This window comes from Mycolicibacterium chitae, from assembly GCF_900637205.1.
GTDB classification, from domain to species: Bacteria; Actinomycetota; Actinomycetes; order Mycobacteriales; family Mycobacteriaceae; genus Mycobacterium; species Mycobacterium chitae.
In genome coordinates this window covers 734,138-754,531 of record NZ_LR134355.1, presented here as the reverse complement: position 1 = coordinate 754,531, position 20,394 = coordinate 734,138, and the positions used below count along the sequence as shown (strand labels likewise).

The window sequence follows — 20,394 nt, the reverse complement described above, 5'->3', positions numbered from 1 at the left end:
GCTACAGCTTCGCCACCGCGGCCTCCAGGTCGGCCACGATGATCTTGCGCATCCCGTACATCGCGGTGGTCGCGGCCGTGGCGATCGCCCGGTCCGGGTGTTCGATGAGCTCGTAGAGCCGGTTGGGCACGATCTGCCAGCTCAGCCCGTAGCGGTCCTTCAGCCAGCCGCATTGGGACTCCTCGCCGCCGTCGACCAGGCGGGACCAGTAGTGGTCGACCTCGGCCTGGTCGGCGCAGCGCACCTCGAAGGACACCGCCTCGGAGAACGCGAAGGCCGGGCCGCCGTTGATGCCCAGGAATCGGTTGCCGTCCAGCACGAAGGTGCCGTAGAGCAGGTCGCCGGGTTCGCCGGGTCCCGCTTCGGTGGCGCGTCCGAGGGTTTCGACCGACGAGTTCGGGAAGATCGAGGTGTAGAACTCGGCGGCTTCTTCGAGGTTGTTGTCGAACCAGAGGCAGGGGGTGATTTTCAGCATGCCCATACCGACCGGCGCGGCGCCGAAAACTCATCGCCCGACAGCAACCAACAACAGCGCGACCGTGCGCGTTCCCGGCCGACACGCCGTTGTGCCGGCCGGGTCTGCGCACGTTCGTGCGAGAGGTGTCAGAGCGAGAGGATGGTCGCCGAGGCGGTACCGGGCGCGCCGTACACCTGAGCCAGGCCGACGCGGGGCTGCCCCGGCACCTGGCGATCGCCGGCCTCGCCGCGCAGCTGACGCACGAGTTCGTGCATCTGCCGCAGACCGGAGGCGCCGATCGGCTCACCGTTGGCGATCAGACCGCCGTCGGTGTTCACCGGGATGGAGCCGCCGATCTCGGTGGCGCCGTCGGCCAGCAGCTTCTCCTGCTCACCGTCCTTGCACAGGCCGGTCTCGGCCATGTGGATGACCTCGGCGCCGGCGTCGGTGTCCTGCAACTGCGCGATGTCGACGTCCTCGGGGCCGATACCCGCGATCTCATAGGCGGCCTTGGCGGCGTACACCGTGGGCGCGGGATCGGAATCCAGCGGGGCCGAGGTGGCGTGCACCTCGTAGGCGCCGAAGGTGCGGGTGCGAATCTCGCTGGCGCGCACGTACACCGGCTTGTCGGTGAACTTGTGCGCGATGTCGCCGCGGCACATGATCACCGCGGCGGCACCCTCGTCGGGCGCACAGAACATGTACTGCGTCAGCGGGTAGTTCAGGGCCGGCGAGTTGAGGATCTCCTCGACCGAAATGGGCTTGCGCCGGAACGCATTCGGGTTCAGCTCGCCGTTGCGGAAGTTCTTGTTGGCCACCCGGGCCAGGGTCTCCTGGCTGATGTTGTGGTCATGGAGGTACTTGTTGGCCTTCATGCCGAAGAACTTGGTGGTGACGAACTGGCCGTTCTCGGCGTACCACTGCGGCAGGGCCAGCTTGGCCGGGTCGTCGGTGAACGCACCGCGCGGGTGTTTGTCCAGGCCGACGGCCACGCCGATGTCGTACTTGCCCAGCCGGATGGTGTCCGCGGTCTGCTGAATGGCGCTCGCCGAGGTGGCGCAGGCGTTGAAGACGTTGGTGAAGGTGATGCCGGTCAGGCCCACCAGGCGGGTCACCGAGTCGGGGTTGGACACCTCGTAGCTGCCGCCGAAGCCGAACTGGATGTCTTTCCACTCGACCCCGGCGTCGGCGAGCGCCAGCCGGATGGCCTCGGCGCCCATCTGCACGGCGGGCTTGTCGAACCGGCCGAACGGGTGCAGGCCGACGCCGATGATGGCAACGTCATTAGTCATCGAAGTGCTCCTCAGACCGGCTGGAACGCGAACGTGACGACTTCATTGCCGTCGGCGTCGGTGGTGAACGGGATCATGGTGAGTTCGACCTCCTGGCCGAACTTCAGCTTGGCGGGGTCGTTCTCGGTGAGCCGGCCCTCGACGCGGATCACGTCGCCCAGCTGGACGAGGCCCACCCCGAACGGCACGAAGTCCTTGCCCGTCGGGCCGGCGTACGGGGCGCCGGGCGGGAAGCCCTGCGTGGTCCAGGCGACCACGGTGCCGCGGCGCGGCAGCAGCGTCTCGGACATCTGGGCGCTGCTGCACTTCGGGCAGTGATCCTGCACCGGGAACACGGTGGCCGAGCAGTTGCCGCACTGGCTTCCGATCAGCTGCGGGTTCTCGTCAGGCCAGGTCGAAATCTCGGGCGCGAGCGCTTTCTGCATGAACCAGATCCTCCGCAGTCGTGACCAATAATGCGCTTTCGGAATCGTACAATACTGTTGACGAAAAGCGGAAAGCCCATTCTCCTAAGCGCGAGGGTGCCCAAACTACAGGGATCCGACGGCGTGCCGGCCGGGGACGCGCCCGCTCGCGCTGAGGGGTTGGACCGGGTCAGGTGAGGGCGGGGATGACTTCGCGCTCGAAGAGTTCGACGCCCGAGCGGTCGTAGGCCGCCTCGGGGAAGTAGCAGATCACGTACTCGCAGCCGAGGTCGCGCAGCCGGCCCAGCGCGTCGATGAGTTGCGCGGGCGTGCCGCTACCGGACTGCGGGCCCTTCATCGAGTTGATCATCGCGTCGGCCGCGGCATCGCCGGTCAGGCCGCTGATCCGGGCGTGCACGCGCGCCATCCGCTCCTTGACCTCGGTGTCCGACGAGCCCAAGAACGCGTTGATGTTGGCCGAGCGGACGATGGCATCGAAGTCGGTGCCGACGTCGGCGCAGTGGTCGGCCAGGATCTGCGACTTGCGCTCGAACCCCTCGGGTTCGGAGGTGAAGTTGGTGTACTGGGCGTACTTCGCGGCGATGCGCAGCGTGACCTTCTCGCCGCCGCCCGCGATCCACAGCGGAATACCGTTGTCCTGCAGCGGTTTCGGCTCGACGATGGCTCCGTCGACCTGATAGTGCTTGCCGTCGATGCTGACCACACCGTCGCGCCAGGCATCGCGCATGATCTGGACGCCCTCGTCGAGGCGGGCCAACCGCACGCCGGCCGACGGGAAACCGTATCCGTAGGCGCGCCATTCGTGTTCGTACCAGCCGCCGCCGATCCCCATCTGGACCCGACCGCCGGAGATGATGTCCGTGGTCGCGGCGACCTTCGCCAGGTACGCCGGGTTGCGGTAGCTCATGGCGGTACACATCTGCCCGAGCTTGATCCGCGAGGTGCTCGCCGCATACGCCGCCATCAGCGACCACGCCTCGTGCGTGGCCTCCGCAGTCGGCGTCGGCACCGTGTGGAAGTGGTCGTAGACCCACAGCGAGTCCCACGCCGGGGTGTTGTCGGCGTACTGCGCAAGCTCGCGCATCACCGCCCACTGCTCGGCGGGATCAATACCCACCAGATCGAGTCGCCAGCCCTGCGGGATGAACAATCCGAAGCGCATGGAGCATGACCGTACCCCTCTGCGCCGAACCTCGGAACCTCGACACCGACAGACCTACCCTGAGGTGATGGCTCTCACCAAAGAAGAACGCGAACAGTTCCTGTCGGAGCCGCACGTCGCCGCGTTGTCGGTGGCCGCCGGCGATCAGCGCGGGCCCCTGACGGTGCCCGTCTGGTACCAGTACCGCCCCGGTGCCGAGCCGTGGGTGTTGACCGGCGCAGGCTCCCGAAAACACCGGCTGATCGAGGCGACCGGGCACTTCTCCCTGATGGTCGATCGCGTCGAGCCCACCGTCCGCTACGTCGCCGTCGACGGACCCGTCAGCCGCATCGAGCCGGGGACCGACGAGATGCTCGTCGAGGTGACCGAGCGCTATCTGCCACCGGAGGCCGTGGCGCCCTACCTCGAGATGGCGCGCCGCGAACACGGGGAATCCGTGGTGATCTGGATGCGCCCGCAGCACTGGCTCTCCGCCGACCTGGGCGGGTTCTAGCGACGAAGACGCCCCCCGACCGTCGGTCGGGGGGCGTCTTGCGGTTGTTGCTACTTGGTCAGCGACGCCGGCGGGTTGAAGCGCTCGCCGTAACGCTCGGCCAGTTGCTTGGCGCGGGCGACGAAGGCTTCCTTGCCGACGCCGAGCTCGCCCTGGTAGCCGACGATGAACTGCGCGCTACCACCGGTGTACGGCGGGAAGCCGATGCCCATGATGGAGCCGATGTTCGCGTCGGCGGTCGAGGTCAGCACGCCCTCGTCGAGGCACTTCTGGGTCTCGAGGGCCTCGGCGAACAGCATGCGGTCGATCATGTCCTGCAGCGGGATATCCGAGCTGCCGGAGTTGAACGTCTCGGCCAGCCCCTCCCACAGGCCGACGCGCTTGCCGTCGACGTAGGAGTAGAAGCCCGCACCCTTGAGCCGCGACGGACGACCGATCTCGATCATCTTGTTGACGACGGCCTCGGCGGGGTGCGCCTCGTGGGTGCCGCCAGCCGCCTCGGTCGCCTTGCGGGTCTCGGTGGCGATCTTCTGCATGAGCTCGAGGTTGAGCTCGTCGGACAGCTGCAGCGGCGCGGCCGGGTAGCCGGCCTGGGCACCGGCTTGCTCGATGCTGGCGGCGTTGACGCCCTCGCCGAGCATGGCCAGCGCCTCGTTGACGAAGGTGCCGATGACGCGGCTGGTGAAGAAGCCGCGGCTGTCGTTGACGACGATCGGGGTCTTCTTGATGGCCAGCGTGTAGTCGAACACCCGGGCCAGCGCCTCGTCGGAAGTCTTCTCGCCCTTGATGATCTCGACGAGGGGCATCTTGTCGACGGGGGAGAAGAAGTGGATCCCGATGAAGTCCTCCTGGCGCTTGACGCCGGTGGCCAGACCCGTGATCGGCAGCGTGGAGGTGTTGGACCCCAGCAGCGCGTTCGGCTCGACGATGTCCTCGATCTCCTGGAACACCTTGTGCTTGAGTTCCTGGTTCTCGAACACGGCCTCGATGACGAAGTCCACACCCTTGAGGTCCGCGGCATCGGCGGTCGGGGTGATCTTAGAAAGCAACGCAGCAGATCGTTCCTCGGTGGTTTTGCCACGCTTGAGCGCCTTGGCCTCGATCTTCTCGGAGTAGGCTTTGCCCTTCTGGGCCGCCTCGAGCGAAACATCCTTGAGCACAACGTCGTAGCCGGCCTTGGCCGACACGTAGGCGATACCGGCGCCCATCATGCCCGCGCCCAGCACGCCGATCTTCTTGATGTCCTGCTTGGCGATGCCCTCGGGGCGCGACGCGCCGCCGTTGATGGCCTGCAGGTCCAGGAAGAACGCCTGGATCATGTTCTTGGCGGTCTGGCCGGTCACCAACGACGTGAAGTAGCGGCTCTCGATGCGGCTGGCCGTGTCGAAGTCGACCTGGGCGCCCTCGACCGCGGCGTTGAGGATCGCGCGCGGTGCCGGCATCGGCGAACCCTTGAGCTGCTTCTTGAGCAGCGCCGGGAACGACGGCAGGATCGCCGCGAGCGCCGGGCTGGCGGGGGTGCCGCCGGGCATCTTGTAGCCCTTGGCATCCCAGGGCTGGGTGTGGGCCTCGGGGTTGGCCTTGATCCAGGCCTTGGCGGCCGGCACCAACTCGTCCACCGAGCCGACGAGTTCGTCGACCAGGCCGATCTCCTTGGCCTTGCCCGGGTTGAACCGGGTGCCCTGGCTCAGCACCTCCATGAACGCCTTCTGGATGCCGAACATCCGCACGGTGCGGGCCACGCCGCCACCGCCGGGCAGCAGGCCCAGGGTGACCTCGGGCAGGCCGATCACCGAGCCGCGCACGTCGGCGGCGATGCGGTGATGACAGGCCAGGGCGATCTCCAGGCCGCCACCGAGGGCCGCGCCGTTGATCGCCGCAACCACCGGAACCCCAAGGGTTTCCAGCTGGCGCAGGTCGGCCTTGATGAACTCGACCTCGGCGAACGACGCTTCCGCGTCGTCGGGGCCCACGGTCATCATGCCTTTGAGGTCGCCGCCGGCGAAGAAGGTCTTCTTCGCGCTGGTGATGACCACACCGGTGATCGAATCCTTCTCGGCCACAAGGCGTTGCACGGTGTTGTGCATCGATTCCTTGTAGTGCTCGTTCATCACGTTGGCCGATCCGGTCGGATCATCCAACGTCAACGTGACGATGCCGTCGGCATCCTTGTCCCACGCAATAGTGTTCTCAACTGTCATTTTCTCAGGCTCTCGTTCTCTAGACGCGCTCGATGATGGTGGCCACACCCATACCGCCGCCGACACACAGCGTGATCAGCGCACGCCGAGCGCCGCGACGCTCGAGCTCGTCGACCATGGTTCCGGTGATCATGGCGCCGGTGGCGCCCAGCGGGTGGCCCATCGCGATGGCGCCACCGTTGACGTTGAGCTTCTCGTCGGGGATGTTCAGATCCTTCTGGAACTTCAACACCACCGACGCGAACGCCTCGTTGAGCTCGAACAGATCGATGTCATCGACCGTCAGGCCCGCGCGATCCAACACCTTCTGGGTGGCCGGGGTTGGACCGGTCAACATGATCACCGGATCGGCACCACTGGTCGCGGTCGCCACGACCCGCGCCCGCGGGGTCAGCCCCTGCGAGGCGCCGGCCTTCTCGCTGCCGATGAGCACCAGCGCGGCACCGTCGACGATCCCCGAGGAGTTGCCCCCGGTGTGGACGTGGTTGATCTTCTCGACGTAGTGGTACTTCTGCAGCGCCACATCGTCGAAGCCGCCCATCGCACCGACGGTGTCGAAGGCGGGCTTGAGCTTGCCCAGGCTCTCCACGGTGGAACCGGGGCGCATGTGCTCGTCGTTGTCCAGCACGACCAGACCGTTCTGATCACGCACCGGAACCACCGACTTGGCGAAGTAGCCACCCGACCACGCTGCGGCGGCACGCTCCTGCGAACGCGCGGCGTAGGCGTCGACGTCCTCACGGGAGAAGCCCTCGATGGTCGCGATCAGGTCCGCACCGATGCCCTGCGGGACGAAACCCACGGTGTAGTTGGTGTCCGGGTCACTGGCCCAGGCCCCACCGTCGGAGCCCATCGGCACGCGGCTCATCGACTCCACGCCGCCGGCGTAGACCAGGTCGTCCCAGCCCGAGCGCACCTTCTGCGCGGCCATGTTGACCGCTTCCAGGCCGGAGGCGCAGAACCGGTTGAGCTGCACACCGCCGGTGGTCTCGGGCATCCCCGAGGCCAGCACCGCCGTGCGCGCGAGCACCGCACCTTGATCCCCCACCGGGGAGACCACGCCGAGGATGACGTCGCTGATCAGCGTCTCGTCCAGATCCGGATAGCGCGACCGCATCTCGTCGATCAGGCCGGTGACCAGGCTGATGGGCTTGATTTCGTTGAGTGCCCCGCCCCGCTGCTTGCCGCGCGGTGTGCGAATGGCCTCGTAGATGAAGGCTTCTTCGGACATGTAGTTGCTCCAGGTCCTGTTCAGGTTGGGTTCTGCGGGTCACCGAGACCGGCGGCCCGCAGCGGAGGGGAGTCCCCTGACAAGCCAGCCTAGCAGTCCTCCCAACCGTTTGGTTGGGAGCTGGGTAGCTAGGGCATCTCGCTGAGCAACCGCCGCGCGGCCGAGGTCAGTTCGTGGTCCTCGCCGAGCGCCGCTGCGCTGTCCCGCACCAGGGATTCGGCGTGGGGCCGAGCCGCGTCGAACCGCAGACCCCGCAGGAAGCGCTGGGTCAGGTCGTAGCGGCAGCGCAGGGCGGCCTCGGAGTTTGGGCCGTCGGCCCGCAGGGCCTGCCCCAGCGCCCGCTTGGTCTCGACGACGCCGGCCAGCAGGCCGTCGGCTCCGTCCGGTTCCCAGCGGGCGCGCTGCTCGGCGCGGGTCTGGTCCGCCGCGACCGTCAGGGGATGGCGCTCCCCCAGCGCGCGGGTGAGGTCGTCGACGAGCACCTCCCACTCCGAGAGCCGGTCGAGCGGATCGCCGCCGTCCTCGGCGCTCCACAGCGCGCTGGTCTGCCGCGCGGCCAGGGTGTTCTGGTGGTCGTGGCCGAAGGTCGCGGCCAGCAGCGGGATCAGCGCCTTGATCTCCGCCAGCGCCGCGGCCCCGTCGCTGGCCTCCCCGAGGCACATCGCGGCAGTGAAGCGGCCGGTCAGGGTGTCCGGATGGCTCTCCCCCAAGACCCGTCGCTGCGCCTCGACCACCGCGGCGGATTCGTCGCGGGCGCCGATCCGGTCGCCGAGTTCGCGCCGCAGCACAGCCACCTGGTTGCGGGCGGCCAGCGTGGTGGGGTGCTCAGCGCCGAGGACCCGTTGTTCGTCGGCGTAGAGCTCGAGCCAGCCGGCGAGCCGCTGCGCGGGCGACGGGTCGGTGCCGTCGGGATAGGAGGCCACGATGTGGCGGGCGCCCAGCGTGCCGAGATCGTCGTCCCCCAGGACCGCGGCCGCGGTGGGTATCAGCGCACGCAACTCCTGCACCGCGGCGGCGACGTCACCGGCGTGAAATCGCCAGGTCGCCGCGGCGACAGCGGTCATCACGGTGTCCGGGTGGGTGGCGCCGAGTTCGCTGCGGCGCGCCGCCAGCAGCTCTTCCGCGGTGCGCATCGCGGTCTCGGGGTCGCGCGCCGCGAGGTAGCGCGCCTCGAGGTCGTCGATGCTGGTGTCCGTCATGCAGCCCCCTGAAACGATGCCGGCCCTTCGGAAGGACATTAACGGCTGAGTGCGCGGCCGGTGTGCGGCAATTCCGACGGCGGTGCTCGTCTAGCCTCGGCAGATATGACGGTGCAGCGACTCCAGCCGTACGCGGTGACCATCTTCGCCGAGATGTCGGCGCTGGCCGCGCGCGTCGGCGCGGTCAACCTCGGCCAGGGCTTCCCCGACGAGGACGGCCCCCCGGCGATGCTCGAAGCCGCCCAGCGCGCGATCCGCGACGGCGTCAACCAATACCCGCCCGGCGCCGGCATTGCCGAACTGCGGCAGGCGATCGCCGCACAACGCAAACGGCACTTCGACATCGACTACGACCCCGACACCGAGGTCCTGGTGACGGTCGGGGCCACCGAGGCGATCGCCGCGGCGATCATCGGCCTGGTGGAACCCGGTTCCGAGGTGGCGATGATCGAGCCGTTCTACGACTCGTACGCGCCGGTGGTCGCGATGGCCGGTTGTCACCGGGTGAGCGCGCCGCTGGTTCCCGACGGCCGCGGCTTCGCTCTCGACGTGGATGCGCTGCGGCGCAGCGTCGGCCCGCGCACCCGGGCGCTGATCCTCAACACCCCACACAACCCGACCGGCACGGTGTTCAGCGACGCCGAACTGTCGGCGGTGGCGGGGATCGCCGTCGACAACGACCTACTGGTGATCACCGATGAGGTCTACGAACATCTGGTGTTCGACGGCCACCGGCACCGGCCGCTGGCCACCTACCCCGGCATGGCCGAGCGCACCATCACCATCTCCAGCGCCGCCAAGATGTTCAACTGCACCGGCTGGAAGATCGGATGGGCTTGCGGGCCAGCGCCTCTGATCGCCGGTCTGCGCGCGGCCAAGCAATACCTGAGCTATGTGGGCGGCGCGCCGTTCCAGCCCGCGGTGGCGCTCGCGCTGAACACCGAGGACCGCTGGGTTACCGCGCTGCGGGATTCGCTGCAGGTGCGCCGCGACAAGCTCAGCGCCGCGCTGACCGACCTCGGCTTCGAGGTGCACCCGAGTTCGGGGACGTACTTCCTGTGCGCGGATCCGCGGCCGCTCGGTTACCACGACAGCGCCGAATTCTGCCAGCAGCTGCCGCATCAGGTCGGGGTGGCCGCCATCCCGCTCTCGGCGTTCTGCGATCCGGACGGACCGCACTTCGCCGACTGGAATCACCTGGTGCGCTTCGCCTTCTGCAAACGCGAGGACACCCTCGACGAGGGCATCCGGCGACTGCGCGGACTACAAGGCGGCAACAACCCGCCAGAGGTCCTCTAACGCCGCCCGGTCGTCGCGCTGCAGCGTGGCGACCACGATGTCAGTGGCCCCGGCGTCGCGGTAAGCCGAAAGGCGCCGGTGCACGGTGTCGGCCGAACCGATGACGGCCAACTCGGCGGCCGACGACAGCCCCTCCCGGGCGACCACCCTCTGGTACGACGGGATGCTGTCGTAGAGCGCCAGGGCGGCCGCGGCGAGGTCGCCCGCCTCCTGCACCCGGTCGGTGACGGCCACCGGCACCCCGGCGAGCACCCGCGGCGCGGGTCGGCCCGCCTGCGCGGCGGGCTCGGTGATGGTGGGCACGATGAACTCCGCGACGGTGCGCGGGCCGGCCAGGTACGGCAGCGTCCCGTCGGCGAGTTCGCCGGTGACCCGCAACGCCTTTGGCCCCATGGCGGCCACGTAGATGGGGATCGGTGCACCGCCGGCCACGCGCACCGGCCAGCGCGGCGATGCCGTGAGGTGTCGACCGCGAAAGTCCACCTCGCCGTCGTCGAGAATCGCGCGCAGCACCGTGAGATGTTCGCGCAGCCGGTCCACCGTGTGGACCGGCGAGATGCCGAACGCCTCTCGTTCGAGCTCATGTGCCCCCAGCCCGAGGCCCAGGCTGAAGCGCCCGTGGCTGGCCGCCTGGGCGGTCTGGGCCGCCGAGGCCACGATCAGCGGGTGGCGGGGGTTGATCGGCACCACCGAGGTGCCCACCCCCAGCCCCGGCACCGCCGTGCCGATCAGCGCGGCCAGGGTGATCGCGTCGATGTCGAACTGCTGCGCCAACCACACCTGACGCACCCCAAGTTCGTGGGCGCGCTGCGCCTGCTCGACGATGTCGTCGACGACGTTGACGGCGGTGGGACTGGGCGAGAGCACGACTCCGGCAGGCATGTCAGCAGCAACGCCGTCGCGGCGCGGAGAACTTCCCTGAAATCAGTGTGAACACAACTCTGTTCAACCCCGGTTGCGGGTCACCCGGCTGCGCAGGCGGTCGATCGCGGCGTCGAGCACGATGCGCTTGGCCCGCTTGAGCAGGAAGGCCGGGATGGGCGCCGACGGGTCGACGATGATGTCGAACCGCACCCGGGTCAGATCGCCCTCCGGGGTGAGGTTGTACTCGGCGTGCTGACCCTGCTGCTGGAACGTCTGCCGGGCATCCCACACCATCCAGTTCTCGCCCCAGCGGTACTCGAGCAGTTCCTTGTCGGTGACGCCGAGCAGTCGGACCGTCGTCTTCACGTGGTGGGGCCGGCCGTCGGGATAGCGGTCGAGCACCTCCGCGCTGCGATGCAGCGTGGACCACGACGGCAGTGCTTCGACGTCGGCGAGAGTGTCCAGGATCGCCTTGGGTGAGGCGTCGATCATCACCTCGCGGGAGGCCCGTACAGCCATACCTCCGACGGTAGTAACCGCGGCGCGCTTGCGCAGAAAAAACTTCGCTGCCGCGGGCCCTCAGCCGCCCTTCTTGACCTTCAGCACCTGCTTGCGCAGGCCGTCGGTCGCGGTCTCCATCCCGCCCTTGAGCGTGCGCTTGAGCAGGAAGCCCGGGATGGGCACCGACGGGTCCACCTTCATGTCGAACCGGACCCGGGTCTTGTCGCCCTCGGGGGTCAGGGTGTAGGACGCATCCTGGGCCTTCACTTGCCCGGCCGAGACCAACGTCCAGCTGACACTCGTGTCGGTCCAGGTGTATTCGATGACCTGGTCGTCGGTCAGTCCGGCGGCCTTGATGGTCATCTTGGCCTGGCGCGGCCGCCCGTCGTCGTAGGTGTCGAGGATCTGGGCCTTCTGATACTGCGGCGACCAGGACGGCGTCGACTCGACGTCGGCGATGACGTCGAGGATCTCCCGCGGCGTTGCTTCGATGACGACTTCACGCGAATCGTTGACGGCCATGGTCAGAAACCTTAACCAGCGGTGCGCCGAAGCGGACCGCTTTGCCCGGCGGGGTGATCTGCTCGTCGTCGGTGACGACGTCGTCGCCGGCGCGGTGGTACAGCCGGATCGCGGCGCGCACCATGTGCAGTTCGCCGTGGGCGTCGCGGTGGACCACGATGCGCTTCTTGCGGAACACCCGCGGGCTGGTCGCCCGGAACGACACCGGACAGCCGGACACCGCCGGCCGCAGACCGGCGCGCTGGAGTTCGAAGATCTGCACCGAGTCGTCGAAGCGCCGGCCCAGATCGGCCTCGCCGAATTCGGCGGTGTAACAGATGGTGAACAGCCAACTGCCGTCGGCGCGTTCCTCGACGCACACGATCATCCAGTCGTCGCCGATAGTTGCCATGTCGCCTCCCCGCCGGGTGTCTTCCCAGCGTGGCGGCATACACGGCCGCAGTCATACGTAGCGGACTACTCGACGCGCTACCCGGACAGCCCGTGCTCCCGCATGACCTTGTCGAACTCGACGGCCATCTTCTCGGCGAAGGCGTTGACCGCCTTGAGCGGGCGCAGCATCACGGTGAACTCGTCGATGAGCCCGTCGCCGCGGGTGTGCAGGAAGTCGCAGCCGTTGATCTCCAGCTCACCCACCCTGGCGGTGAACATCAGGGCGTGGTCCCCGTCCTGGCCGGGTTCCAGCGGGGCGCCGATCTCGCGGTCGTAGCGCAGGTCCTCGAACACGTTGGAGACCGCCTGCAGGATCACCGCGAGTTGCTCGCGGCCGTGGTAGGGCTTGTGCGCGATCGGGCTGCGGAACACCACGTCCTCGGCGCACAGGGCGGGCAGGGCAGCGAAGTTGCCGGCCTCGACGGCGGCGCGGAAAGCGTGCATGGCACTCACGGTAACGCCAGTGCCATGCACGCTCGGCCGGGTTTACAGGTGCGGGGCTTCCTTGATGGGGCTGTCGGGGCTGCCGACGGTCTGACAGTAGGCCTCGACCGCGGCGCGGGTGCCGGTCAACTCGATGTTGGACGGCTCGTTCTTGCCCTCGTCGGTGAGCATCTTGGTGATGTTCTCGTTCTGCGTCTTCTCGTCCGCGGCGGAGAAGTCGCTGCACTTGGTGTCGCCGCCCTGGTTCATCACGGCAGACGAGCAACCGGACGCCAGCGCGGCAGCAGCAAAGCCGGCAATCATCAGGGTCATCACGCGGTTCATCACGCCTCCAAAGGTGTAGTTATCGGCAGGTTTGTTGCCCGATTACGGCCCCGTCAAACCTTTACCCACATCGGGTGATGATGTCGTCGGCAAAACGCTCGATGCCTTCGCGGTAGCGGCCGTCGCGCCACGGCGCGCACATCACCCCGGTGACGCCGATGTCCTCGGCGCGCCGATACAGGTCGACTGACGGCGGATCGCTGAGCGAGACGATGACCTCGAACGGTTCGTCGGCGCGGTCGTAACGCCGACGGAACTCCTTGAGCCGGCCGACGATCGCCACCGCGTCGTCCCAGCTGTAGTACGTGCCCACCCAGCCGTCGCAGTCCCGGGCGGCGCGCTTGAGGGCGACATCGGATTCACCGCCGCACAAGATGGGCACCGGGGCGGGCGGATGCGGTTCGATCATGATCTCGGGGACGTCGTAGAACTCGCCGCGCCAGGACACCCAGCCGCCCTGCCACAACGCGCGCAGGGCGTGGATCATCTCGGTGGTGCGCGGCCCCCGATTGTCGAAGTCCTGGCCGAGCAACTCGAATTCCTCACGCATCCAACCGGTTCCGACCGCCAGCGACACCCTGCCGTCGGACAGGGCGGCGGCGGTGGCGACCTGCTTGGCCACCTCGAGCAGTGGCCGGGCGCCGACGATGTACACCGCGTTGGAGAACCGCAGCCGGGTGGTGACCGCCGCCAGCGCGCCGATGGTCACCCACGAATCGGGCCACTGGGTCTCCGGCAGCCACGGCGGCTTGTCCCCGGTCAGCGGGTACGGCGTCCGCAGTTCGCGCGGGTAGATCAGGTGATCGGAGGTGAAGACCCCGGTGAAGCCGTTCTTATCGAGCAGGGAGGCGATCGTGGTCAGATCGCGGGTGGGGAGGAAGGCCGTGCCGGACCAGAATTGCATGCGCCCACTGTGACAGATGCCACCTGAATCGCCGCGCACCCGGGCCGCCGTTTTCCCCGGCCGCCCAGAGTCGGGTTATTCGCGGGCCTACCCGGCCGATGCGTGCAACACCACAACTTTCGTTTCGGCGAGTCGGAACGGCGGCTCCGGCGACTGCGTTCCCCGGATGTCACTCAGGTCGACGACGGAAAACCGGTGGAAACCAATGCTTCGACCTTTTCCACTGGTTCCTCCATCAAATGACTGATGATGGTCGCCTTCACGCCGGTGACGATAGCCGTACCCGCCCGGGACGAAAGCTTGTACACACCGGGCGTTTCCTCCTCGACCGCGACGGCTGGATTGAATCCCGCTGCGTACAGTGCGGCACCAAGATTTTCTGCCCCGCGGGCCGTCCGGGCGACCGATGCCCACGTCCAGATCAGATAGATCTCTGCCAGCGCGAAGGTGGAGAACCGGGCCGTGTCGTAATGTTGGCTGCCCCGATCATCGGTCTCATCAAGCGACCACCAATCGCTTTGGTGGTTCAGAGTGAAACTTCCCTCGCTTGACTTGAAGACGGCTCGGTCATTTGCGTGGTCTTCGACTACAGAAGCGTTCGGTACGCCCGATAACCCGGACCACCTGATCCAGTTTGCTGCAAGCCTGGAGTAGTCGCTCATCCCCTAACCTCCCTTAGATATTGTGCGTCGATCAGATCCTGCACAGCAGCGGTGTTTCCCTTCGGATCGACGATTCTGTACTGGACACCCCCGCCGGGTTGATGGAACCAGGGGGCAGCCTGGGATTGTTCGATGCTGTAGCCGGGTGGGAGCTTGCCAGGGTCGTCCACGATGAATCGGTAATAGGGTTTCGACACGCTATCGGGAGGTAAAGCACGCTCGGCAAATGCGACCCCTTCCGGAGATAGCCAACCCCCTCCCGGAAACCCGAATCGGTCGATGGGCGTGCCGTGCGGCAGCTGTACGTTTTCGATAACAGTCCCCGGCAGTGCGTAGGGTTTGCTGGGCAGCGAGTCGTCGGGATAGATGAGACTGCCTTCAGTGGTGGTGTAGTTCGGCCCAGGCGGTGTGGGGTCATAGCCCTCAAGCAACGGTGAATCGGACTGTAGAGCCGGGGGCGGGCCCGTAAAGCTCGGGTCCGGCGAATGACCGCTGCCTGTAGATGAGGGGTTGATCCGCCCCGGCATGTCGGGAGGTTCTCTTATCTGAGTGCCTCCTCGGCATGAGGGTGCCGTTGGCGATGGTAGTAGAGCGCTTCGGCCCGATCGGGGGTCAGGTCCTGGCAGTAGCCGTTGGGTCGCTGACGGTTGTAGAAGGCCACCCATTCGGCGGTCCCCAGCGCCAGTTCGGTGGCACCGGGATAGAGCGGCTGGCGGTCGATGAGTTCGGTCTTGTAGCTGCTGTTCACCGATTCGGCCAGAGCATTATCGAAACTATCCCCGACGGATCCGACTGAAGGCAGGATCCCCTCAGCGGCCAGACGTTCGGTGAACGCGACCGCGGTGTATTGCGAGCCCGCGTCGCTGTGGTGGATAAGTGAATCCAAAGATGCTGCACCCGAACGCTTTCTGGTGTCGATAGCGTGGTCGATCGCATCGGTCACCAGCTTCTGGGTCATCTCGGTAGCCACCTTCCAACCCACGATCTTGCGGGCATAGACATCGGTGACGAACGCCGTGTAGGCCCAGCCGGCACGAGTCCGGCAGTAGGTGAAATCGGCCACCCACAATCGGTCAGGCGCACCGGCGACGAAATTACGCCGGACCCGATCCGGGGCTCGCGTCGCTGCCGGATCGGCGACGGTGGTGCGCACCCGCCGGCGCTTGCACGCACCCCGCCAACCCATCTCCCGCATGACCCGTTCCACGACACAGCGCGATACGTCGATACCATTGGTGCGCAATACAATCCATGTTTTACGAGCGCCCAGGACTCGGTACAGACTCTGCGATTGGCGAAGCTGCCAGATCGCATCGATCACCTGCGCATCGGCCCAGTCGGCTTTCGAGGGGCCCTGACGGGCGCGGTGGGCGTAATACGTCGCTCGCGGCGATCGTGACGCCGTACTCGGAAAGCACAGCGCACATCGACTCGACACCCCACTTGAGACCATCAACGCCCACCCGCATGTGCTGGTGGGCGCTGATGAACTCCACGACTACTGAGAGGGCCGGTCGAGCTCGGCGGCGAAGAAAACCGAGGCCGCCTTCAAGATCGCGTTGGCCCGCTTGAGTTCGGCATTCTCCCGGCGCAGCTTGCGCAGGACCTCGGATTCCTCGCTGGTCTGCCCCGCCCGAGAGCCGGCGTCGATCTCAGCCTGGCGGACCCATTTGCGCACCGTTTCGGCAGTACCGACGCCCAGCAGGTCAGCAACCCGGCCCATCGCCTCCCACTCCGAAACTGTCTCGCTGCGCAGATCGGCCACCATCTGCACCGCCCGCACCTTCAGCTCGTCTGGATACCGCCTCGATGACTTCGATCCCACGTGCCCATCCTTCCCAACGGAAGAACTCTCCAGACACGCCGGGGCGGATCACTGTGGCGGCAGGCAGGTCGCGGGCCTGGCCGATTCTGGGGCGTATACGGACTCAAGAAAGCGGTTGCCGTGGTCGAGGTCGGTCAGGACGCGTACCTGGCCGCTCGACGGATCATCAGGCGGTGGTCACGGAGCCAGGCGGTCTACGCGGACACGGGCAACCGCTTTCCCATAGCCGTGGTGCCGCGCACGGCTATCCGTCTGGTCCCACGCAAGGGTCATCGAAGCGGCGTCGTGGTTCACCGGCAAGTGCGGCGACGACGGACGATTTGCAGCGGAGGCGGCCTCGCTGGAGGGTATGCACTTGTCAACCACGGCCCGACCTTTGCGTCGCAGCTTGCAGCGGGGGCGAACATCGGCTGAGCCTGCCGAATTGGAAGCAAAGACGTTACTTGAGAGAGTAAGGGCAGGTGGAGGCCCGTCGAGAACCCGACTACCCCGAATCGTCGGACGTCAAGTGTCGGATGCGGGTGGGACCGTACCATCAGGGACACGTTAATCAGCGGCGACGGAGGGAGGCGAAAATGGCTGGGCTCGGTGAGCACATCACCGCGATGGTTCGAAATCACGCGGCAGGCGACGATGCAGCCTTCTACTCCGTGGCACTGCAGATCGCGGCACGCGAAGCCCGGCAGGGGCACCACGTACTTGCCGAGAACATCAAGAAGGCCGTGGACGCGTCGCGCGAACGAAAGCCGTTGGCGAACGTCACCGCGCTTCCCCGCGTCCGCGGCGACCTCGCTGAGCTCGTCGAGGTCTCGCATCCGCAGGTCAAACTGCGAGAACTCGTTGCGCCGACCGAGCGCATTGCCCAGATCAAACAGATTCTCGCCGAGCAGCGTCAGCGAAAAAATCTTCTCGAACACGGCTTCGCCCCGTCACACCGTTTGCTTCTGGAAGGTCCGCCCGGCACAGGGAAGACAATGACGGCATCGGTGCTTGCGACCGAGCTCTCCTTACCGATGTACACCGTGCGTCTCGACGGCTTGCTGAGCAAGTTCATGGGCGAGACAGCCACGAAGTTGCGTGTCGTGTTCGACGCTGTGGCTGCTGAGCGCGCCGTCTACCTTTTCGACGAGTTCGATGCGTTGGGTGCGGATCGTTCGGGAAACGACGTCGGCGAGGCCCGCCGGATACTCAACTCCTTTCTTGTCTTCCTCGAGAACTCAAGCCCAGAGTCAATCGTCATCGCGGCCACGAATCACCGCGCGATCTTAGATAGGGCGTTATTCCGCCGCTTCGACATGGTCCTCGACTACACGCTTCCGGATGCACGTCAGGCCGTGACGGTCATGCGGGGACGGCTTGGCTCACTGGCTGCCAAGACAGATTTGACCAAACTCGGCAGGTATACCGACGGCCTAAGCCATGCTGATCTCGTCAAAGCCGCCGAGTCGGCGGCCAAAGCGGTGCTAATGCGTGGCGAAACACAGGTGGGGCGAGAGGACGTCATCGTGGCTCTGAAGGCTCGTCGATCGGCATCCCTTGGCTGAAGGGGGCGGCTCGACTGCCGGGGGAGAACAGTACGACCATCTCTATGTTCAGGGATATTCGGGTTCTGAGGAGTTCCGTCGTTACGCCGACGGAGGCGGCGGCCCTAGTAAACGGCGCAAGGTCGATCGCGCTTCGCATGGAGCTGCCCTCAACGGTGAGCTCGACGCGTCATTCACCGCCTCTGAGGCCGCGCGCGTGGCCACCGAGTTCACCGACGACGAGCTCGGGGCGCAGGGCACAATCATCGTGCTTGAGGGGGAAGGTGCCGCCTATCCGCTGAAACTTGACTCCCTCAGCAGCCTGACCAGGCACCAGAAGGTACCCAAACAGCCGAGGTGGCTGCTTCTGTCAGTGCGGCCGGCGACGGAGACAGAGCCCGAACGAGCGACGGTGTGGGTCTCGGACAAACACCGTGCGGCATTTATGAAGCTCTTCGAGGACTATCTCGCCGAGAACACGAAGAAAGGGAATCCCAAGAACCAGGACCTGATTGCCAACATCTCGCGCATCCGTTCTGCAGTTCTGGATGACTTGTGGACATCAGAGGGAGAGCCGCCTCGACATGGCCGGCACTGGTGGGAACTCTGGCTGGACACGGCCAGCCCGCACGTCGACACGATCCGTGGCTACGCTGCCGCACACGAACTCCGGATGCAGTCGCGGTCCTTCCGATTCCGTGACCGCGCTGTTTTTTGGATTGAAGCTAGTTGGGCCGAGCTCCAACCATTGCCATTCACCGCCGTGCCCGTAGCAGAAATTCGAAGGCCCGAGTTCATCGAAACAATCGAGGACCTGTCAACCGCTGAGCAGGGAGAATACGTTTCCGAACTTGCCGAGCGCGTCAGTGCGGCCGACGATGACGCGCCGGCCGTTTGCCATCTCGACACCGGGGTGTTTCGCAACCACGTACTTCTCGCCGCGTCGTTAGACCAGTCTGACCTGCACACCGTCATCGGCACTTCCGGCACCGACATGAACCCATACGGACACGGCACATCTATGGCCGGGATCGCGCTGTTTGGAGACCTCGATGCCGCGCTACAGAGTGCCGAACCGATCCAACTGCGCCATCGCCTCGAATCGGTTCGTCTGGAACCAGGGCCCAATGAAGCGAGTTTGGATCCACTGGACTACGGGAGCGCCACAGTCCAGGCCGTTGCACTGCCGGAAATTACGGCCAACCGCCCGCGAGTATTCGCACTGACGCTCAGCGCCGAGCCGGACAATCCAGGTGAGCCCACACTGTGGTCGGCTGCAATCGATGCCTTGGCCATGGGCACTGACTCCGATCGCGACGGCGACCAGTTTCGGCTGATCTCGTTACCGGACGCTGACGCTACCCGGCTGATCGTAGTTGCGGCGGGCAACGTCGACACCTACGTCGGTGATCACCTCACCAACTCGGACCTATCTGCTATCGAAGACCCCGCACAAGCATGGAACGCTTTGACGGTTGGCGCCTACACCGAAATGACAGAGACTCCCCAGCATCCCCAGTATGCCGGTTGGAAACCTCTCGCCGAGCCCGGCGAACTGTCGCCGCACAGCCGGACATCGATGTTGTTCAAACACCGGAAAGCACCGATAAAGCCGGACATCTGCATGGAGGGCGGAAATGTCCTCACCGACGGCGGGCAGATGTTCGAGGACAAACTGCCGATCCTGTCCCTGCGCTCCACCAGTAATACCAGTGACATTGCCCTGACCTCTGCAAATGCCACAAGCGCCGCCGCAGCCCAAGCCGCGCGTCTCGCCGTGCTGGCCATGGACAGATACCCCGCCTACTGGCCCGAGTCGATCCGGGGATTGTTGACCCACGAGGCGGACTGGACGCCCGCGATGGATCGGAGGATCCATCCCCCTCAAGGGAAGAAGAAGCGCCTAGAACAAATACGGCGTTACGGCTGGGGTACGCCGAAGGAGGATGCGGTGCTGAATTCTTCAACGCGGGCAGTCACTCTCGTCACTCAAGACCAGTTCGTCCCGTTCGAAGGCGCGGACTTCCACATGAGGCAGTTCCGGCTCCACACCTTGCCATGGCCGCGCGAGGCGCTTGAGGAACTCGGCGCCGCGGATGTGCGGTTGCGAATCACCCTGTCTTACTTCATCGAGCCCTCAGCTTCGCGTCGAGGCTGGCGAAATCGGTATGCATACGCTTCACACTCGCTGCGTTTCGACCTTCAGGGCCAAGTCGAGACCCGTCAGGAATTCATTAACCGCATCAATCGCGATGCGCAAGTACAGGAAGACGGAGGAGCCAGCGGAGCAACGACAACCGACCGATGGCTTCTCGGGGAGCAGCAACGCAACCTTGGGTCGCTCCACCAGGACGAGTGGACTGGATCCGGGAGTGAGCTGGCGCGCTGCAACTCAGTCGCTGTATTCCCAGTCGGGGGTTGGTGGAAGAACAACGGCCGGAGCGATCGGAAGGATCTTCCAGTCCGGTACGCGCTCATTCTGTCGTTGAGAACAGCGGAACAAGGCATAGACCTTTACACCCCGATCGCTACACAGCTGCAGGTGCCGATTGAAACCGAGATCACCGCGACATAGCTCCTCGCCCTGTATTTTTCGGCCGACTGCGCGCACCCTAAAAACTTCAGATCCAGATT

General features: G+C 66.1%; 20 protein-coding genes and 2 pseudogenes. 5 read left to right on the top strand and 17 right to left on the bottom strand.

From position 1 onward, the window contains the following. Window position 1: 1 nt before the first annotated feature. The 4 genes from EL338_RS03570 to EL338_RS03555 all read right to left on the bottom strand — a co-directional run bounded on the left by EL338_RS03570 (window position 2) and on the right by EL338_RS03555 (window position 3,336). Entirely contained in the window at window positions 2-475 is a 474-nt protein-coding gene (locus EL338_RS03570) for a VOC family protein (protein WP_179967158.1), read from the bottom strand. A gap of 128 nt (window positions 476-603) precedes the next feature. Then, a complete protein-coding gene (locus EL338_RS03565; RefSeq protein ID WP_126332470.1) occupies window positions 604-1,749 on the bottom strand; it encodes a thiolase family protein in 1,146 nt (381 codons plus the stop codon). An 11-nt stretch (window positions 1,750-1,760) separates the two neighbouring features. Next, complete coding sequence (locus EL338_RS03560) at window positions 1,761-2,174, bottom strand: Zn-ribbon domain-containing OB-fold protein (protein WP_126332469.1); 414 nt, start codon at window positions 2,172-2,174, stop codon at window positions 1,761-1,763. Between the two features lie 169 nt (window positions 2,175-2,343). Continuing rightward, window positions 2,344-3,336 (bottom strand): LLM class F420-dependent oxidoreductase, encoded by a 993-nt coding sequence (locus tag EL338_RS03555; RefSeq protein WP_126332468.1) that lies wholly within the window; start codon window positions 3,334-3,336, stop codon window positions 2,344-2,346. Between the two features lie 67 nt (window positions 3,337-3,403). Here EL338_RS03555 and EL338_RS03550 point away from each other — a divergent pair, with 67 nt between their 5' ends. Beyond that, window positions 3,404-3,829 (top strand): pyridoxamine 5'-phosphate oxidase family protein, encoded by a 426-nt coding sequence (locus tag EL338_RS03550; protein WP_126332467.1) that lies wholly within the window; start codon window positions 3,404-3,406, stop codon window positions 3,827-3,829. A gap of 50 nt (window positions 3,830-3,879) precedes the next feature. On the opposite strand, the gene EL338_RS03545 is transcribed toward EL338_RS03550, so the two are convergent. The 3 genes from EL338_RS03545 to EL338_RS03535 form a co-directional block, all read right to left on the bottom strand. Then, window positions 3,880-6,030, bottom strand: a complete 2,151-nt coding sequence (locus EL338_RS03545) for a 3-hydroxyacyl-CoA dehydrogenase NAD-binding domain-containing protein (RefSeq protein ID WP_126332466.1) — start codon at window positions 6,028-6,030, stop codon at window positions 3,880-3,882. A 19-nt stretch (window positions 6,031-6,049) separates the two neighbouring features. After that, a complete protein-coding gene (locus tag EL338_RS03540; protein ID WP_126332465.1) occupies window positions 6,050-7,261 on the bottom strand; it encodes an acetyl-CoA C-acetyltransferase in 1,212 nt (403 codons plus the stop codon). A gap of 128 nt (window positions 7,262-7,389) precedes the next feature. Further along, window positions 7,390-8,460: a tetratricopeptide repeat protein gene (locus EL338_RS03535; RefSeq protein WP_163791997.1), complete on the bottom strand. Its 1,071-nt coding sequence runs from the start codon at window positions 8,458-8,460 to the stop codon at window positions 7,390-7,392. 105 nt (window positions 8,461-8,565) lie between these two features. Between EL338_RS03535 and EL338_RS03530 the strand changes: the two genes are divergently transcribed. Further along, window positions 8,566-9,759 carry a pyridoxal phosphate-dependent aminotransferase gene (locus tag EL338_RS03530; protein ID WP_126332463.1) on the top strand — a complete coding sequence of 398 codons (1,194 nt, stop codon included), beginning with the start codon at window positions 8,566-8,568 and terminating at the stop codon, window positions 9,757-9,759. Here EL338_RS03530 and EL338_RS03525 read toward each other — a convergent pair. The 10 genes and pseudogenes from EL338_RS03525 to EL338_RS03480 all read right to left on the bottom strand — a co-directional run bounded on the left by EL338_RS03525 (window position 9,724) and on the right by EL338_RS03480 (window position 16,180). After that, window positions 9,724-10,641 (bottom strand): TIGR03564 family F420-dependent LLM class oxidoreductase, encoded by a 918-nt coding sequence (locus EL338_RS03525; RefSeq protein ID WP_126332462.1) that lies wholly within the window; start codon window positions 10,639-10,641, stop codon window positions 9,724-9,726. The genes EL338_RS03530 and EL338_RS03525 overlap by 36 nt on opposite strands. 63 nt (window positions 10,642-10,704) lie before the next feature. After that, window positions 10,705-11,142, bottom strand: coding sequence for an SRPBCC family protein (locus tag EL338_RS03520; RefSeq protein WP_126332461.1), 438 nt, complete (start codon window positions 11,140-11,142; stop codon window positions 10,705-10,707). A 60-nt stretch (window positions 11,143-11,202) separates the two neighbouring features. Continuing rightward, window positions 11,203-11,646, bottom strand: coding sequence for an SRPBCC family protein (locus EL338_RS03515; RefSeq protein WP_126332460.1), 444 nt, complete (start codon window positions 11,644-11,646; stop codon window positions 11,203-11,205). Then, window positions 11,624-12,037 (bottom strand): hypothetical protein, encoded by a 414-nt coding sequence (locus EL338_RS03510; protein WP_126332459.1) that lies wholly within the window; start codon window positions 12,035-12,037, stop codon window positions 11,624-11,626. The genes EL338_RS03515 and EL338_RS03510 overlap by 23 nt, the downstream gene beginning before the upstream one ends. 77 nt (window positions 12,038-12,114) lie before the next feature. Then, window positions 12,115-12,522, bottom strand: coding sequence for a nuclear transport factor 2 family protein (locus EL338_RS03505; RefSeq protein WP_126332458.1), 408 nt, complete (start codon window positions 12,520-12,522; stop codon window positions 12,115-12,117). Between the two features lie 42 nt (window positions 12,523-12,564). Then, window positions 12,565-12,846, bottom strand: coding sequence for a hypothetical protein (locus EL338_RS03500; protein ID WP_126332457.1), 282 nt, complete (start codon window positions 12,844-12,846; stop codon window positions 12,565-12,567). A gap of 61 nt (window positions 12,847-12,907) precedes the next feature. Further along, window positions 12,908-13,750 (bottom strand): TIGR03619 family F420-dependent LLM class oxidoreductase, encoded by an 843-nt coding sequence (locus EL338_RS03495; protein ID WP_126332456.1) that lies wholly within the window; start codon window positions 13,748-13,750, stop codon window positions 12,908-12,910. Between the two features lie 173 nt (window positions 13,751-13,923). Further along, the gene (locus EL338_RS03490) at window positions 13,924-14,412 is read right to left on the bottom strand and encodes an Imm61 family immunity protein (protein ID WP_126332455.1); all 489 of its coding nucleotides are present in this window, start codon (window positions 14,410-14,412) and stop codon (window positions 13,924-13,926) included. Then, the gene (locus EL338_RS03485; protein WP_170217403.1) at window positions 14,409-14,843 is read right to left on the bottom strand and encodes a TNT domain-containing protein; all 435 of its coding nucleotides are present in this window, start codon (window positions 14,841-14,843) and stop codon (window positions 14,409-14,411) included. Before EL338_RS03485 ends, EL338_RS03490 begins: the two co-directional genes overlap by 4 nt. A gap of 110 nt (window positions 14,844-14,953) precedes the next feature. Further along, window positions 14,954-16,180, bottom strand: a pseudogene (locus tag EL338_RS03480) (IS3 family transposase). A gap of 108 nt (window positions 16,181-16,288) precedes the next feature. On the opposite strand from EL338_RS03480, the pseudogene EL338_RS26425 reads away from it, so the two are divergent. From EL338_RS26425 to EL338_RS03465, 3 genes and pseudogenes are all read left to right on the top strand, one after another. Next, a pseudogene (locus tag EL338_RS26425) lies at window positions 16,289-16,651 on the top strand (rolling circle replication-associated protein); the annotation flags it as partial. Window positions 16,652-16,812: 161 nt separating this feature from the next. Next, complete coding sequence (locus EL338_RS03470) at window positions 16,813-17,781, top strand: AAA family ATPase (protein WP_126332453.1); 969 nt, start codon at window positions 16,813-16,815, stop codon at window positions 17,779-17,781. Further along, complete coding sequence (locus EL338_RS03465) at window positions 17,774-20,335, top strand: S8 family peptidase (RefSeq protein WP_126332452.1); 2,562 nt, start codon at window positions 17,774-17,776, stop codon at window positions 20,333-20,335. The genes EL338_RS03470 and EL338_RS03465 overlap by 8 nt, the downstream gene beginning before the upstream one ends. Window positions 20,336-20,394 lie beyond the last annotated feature (59 nt).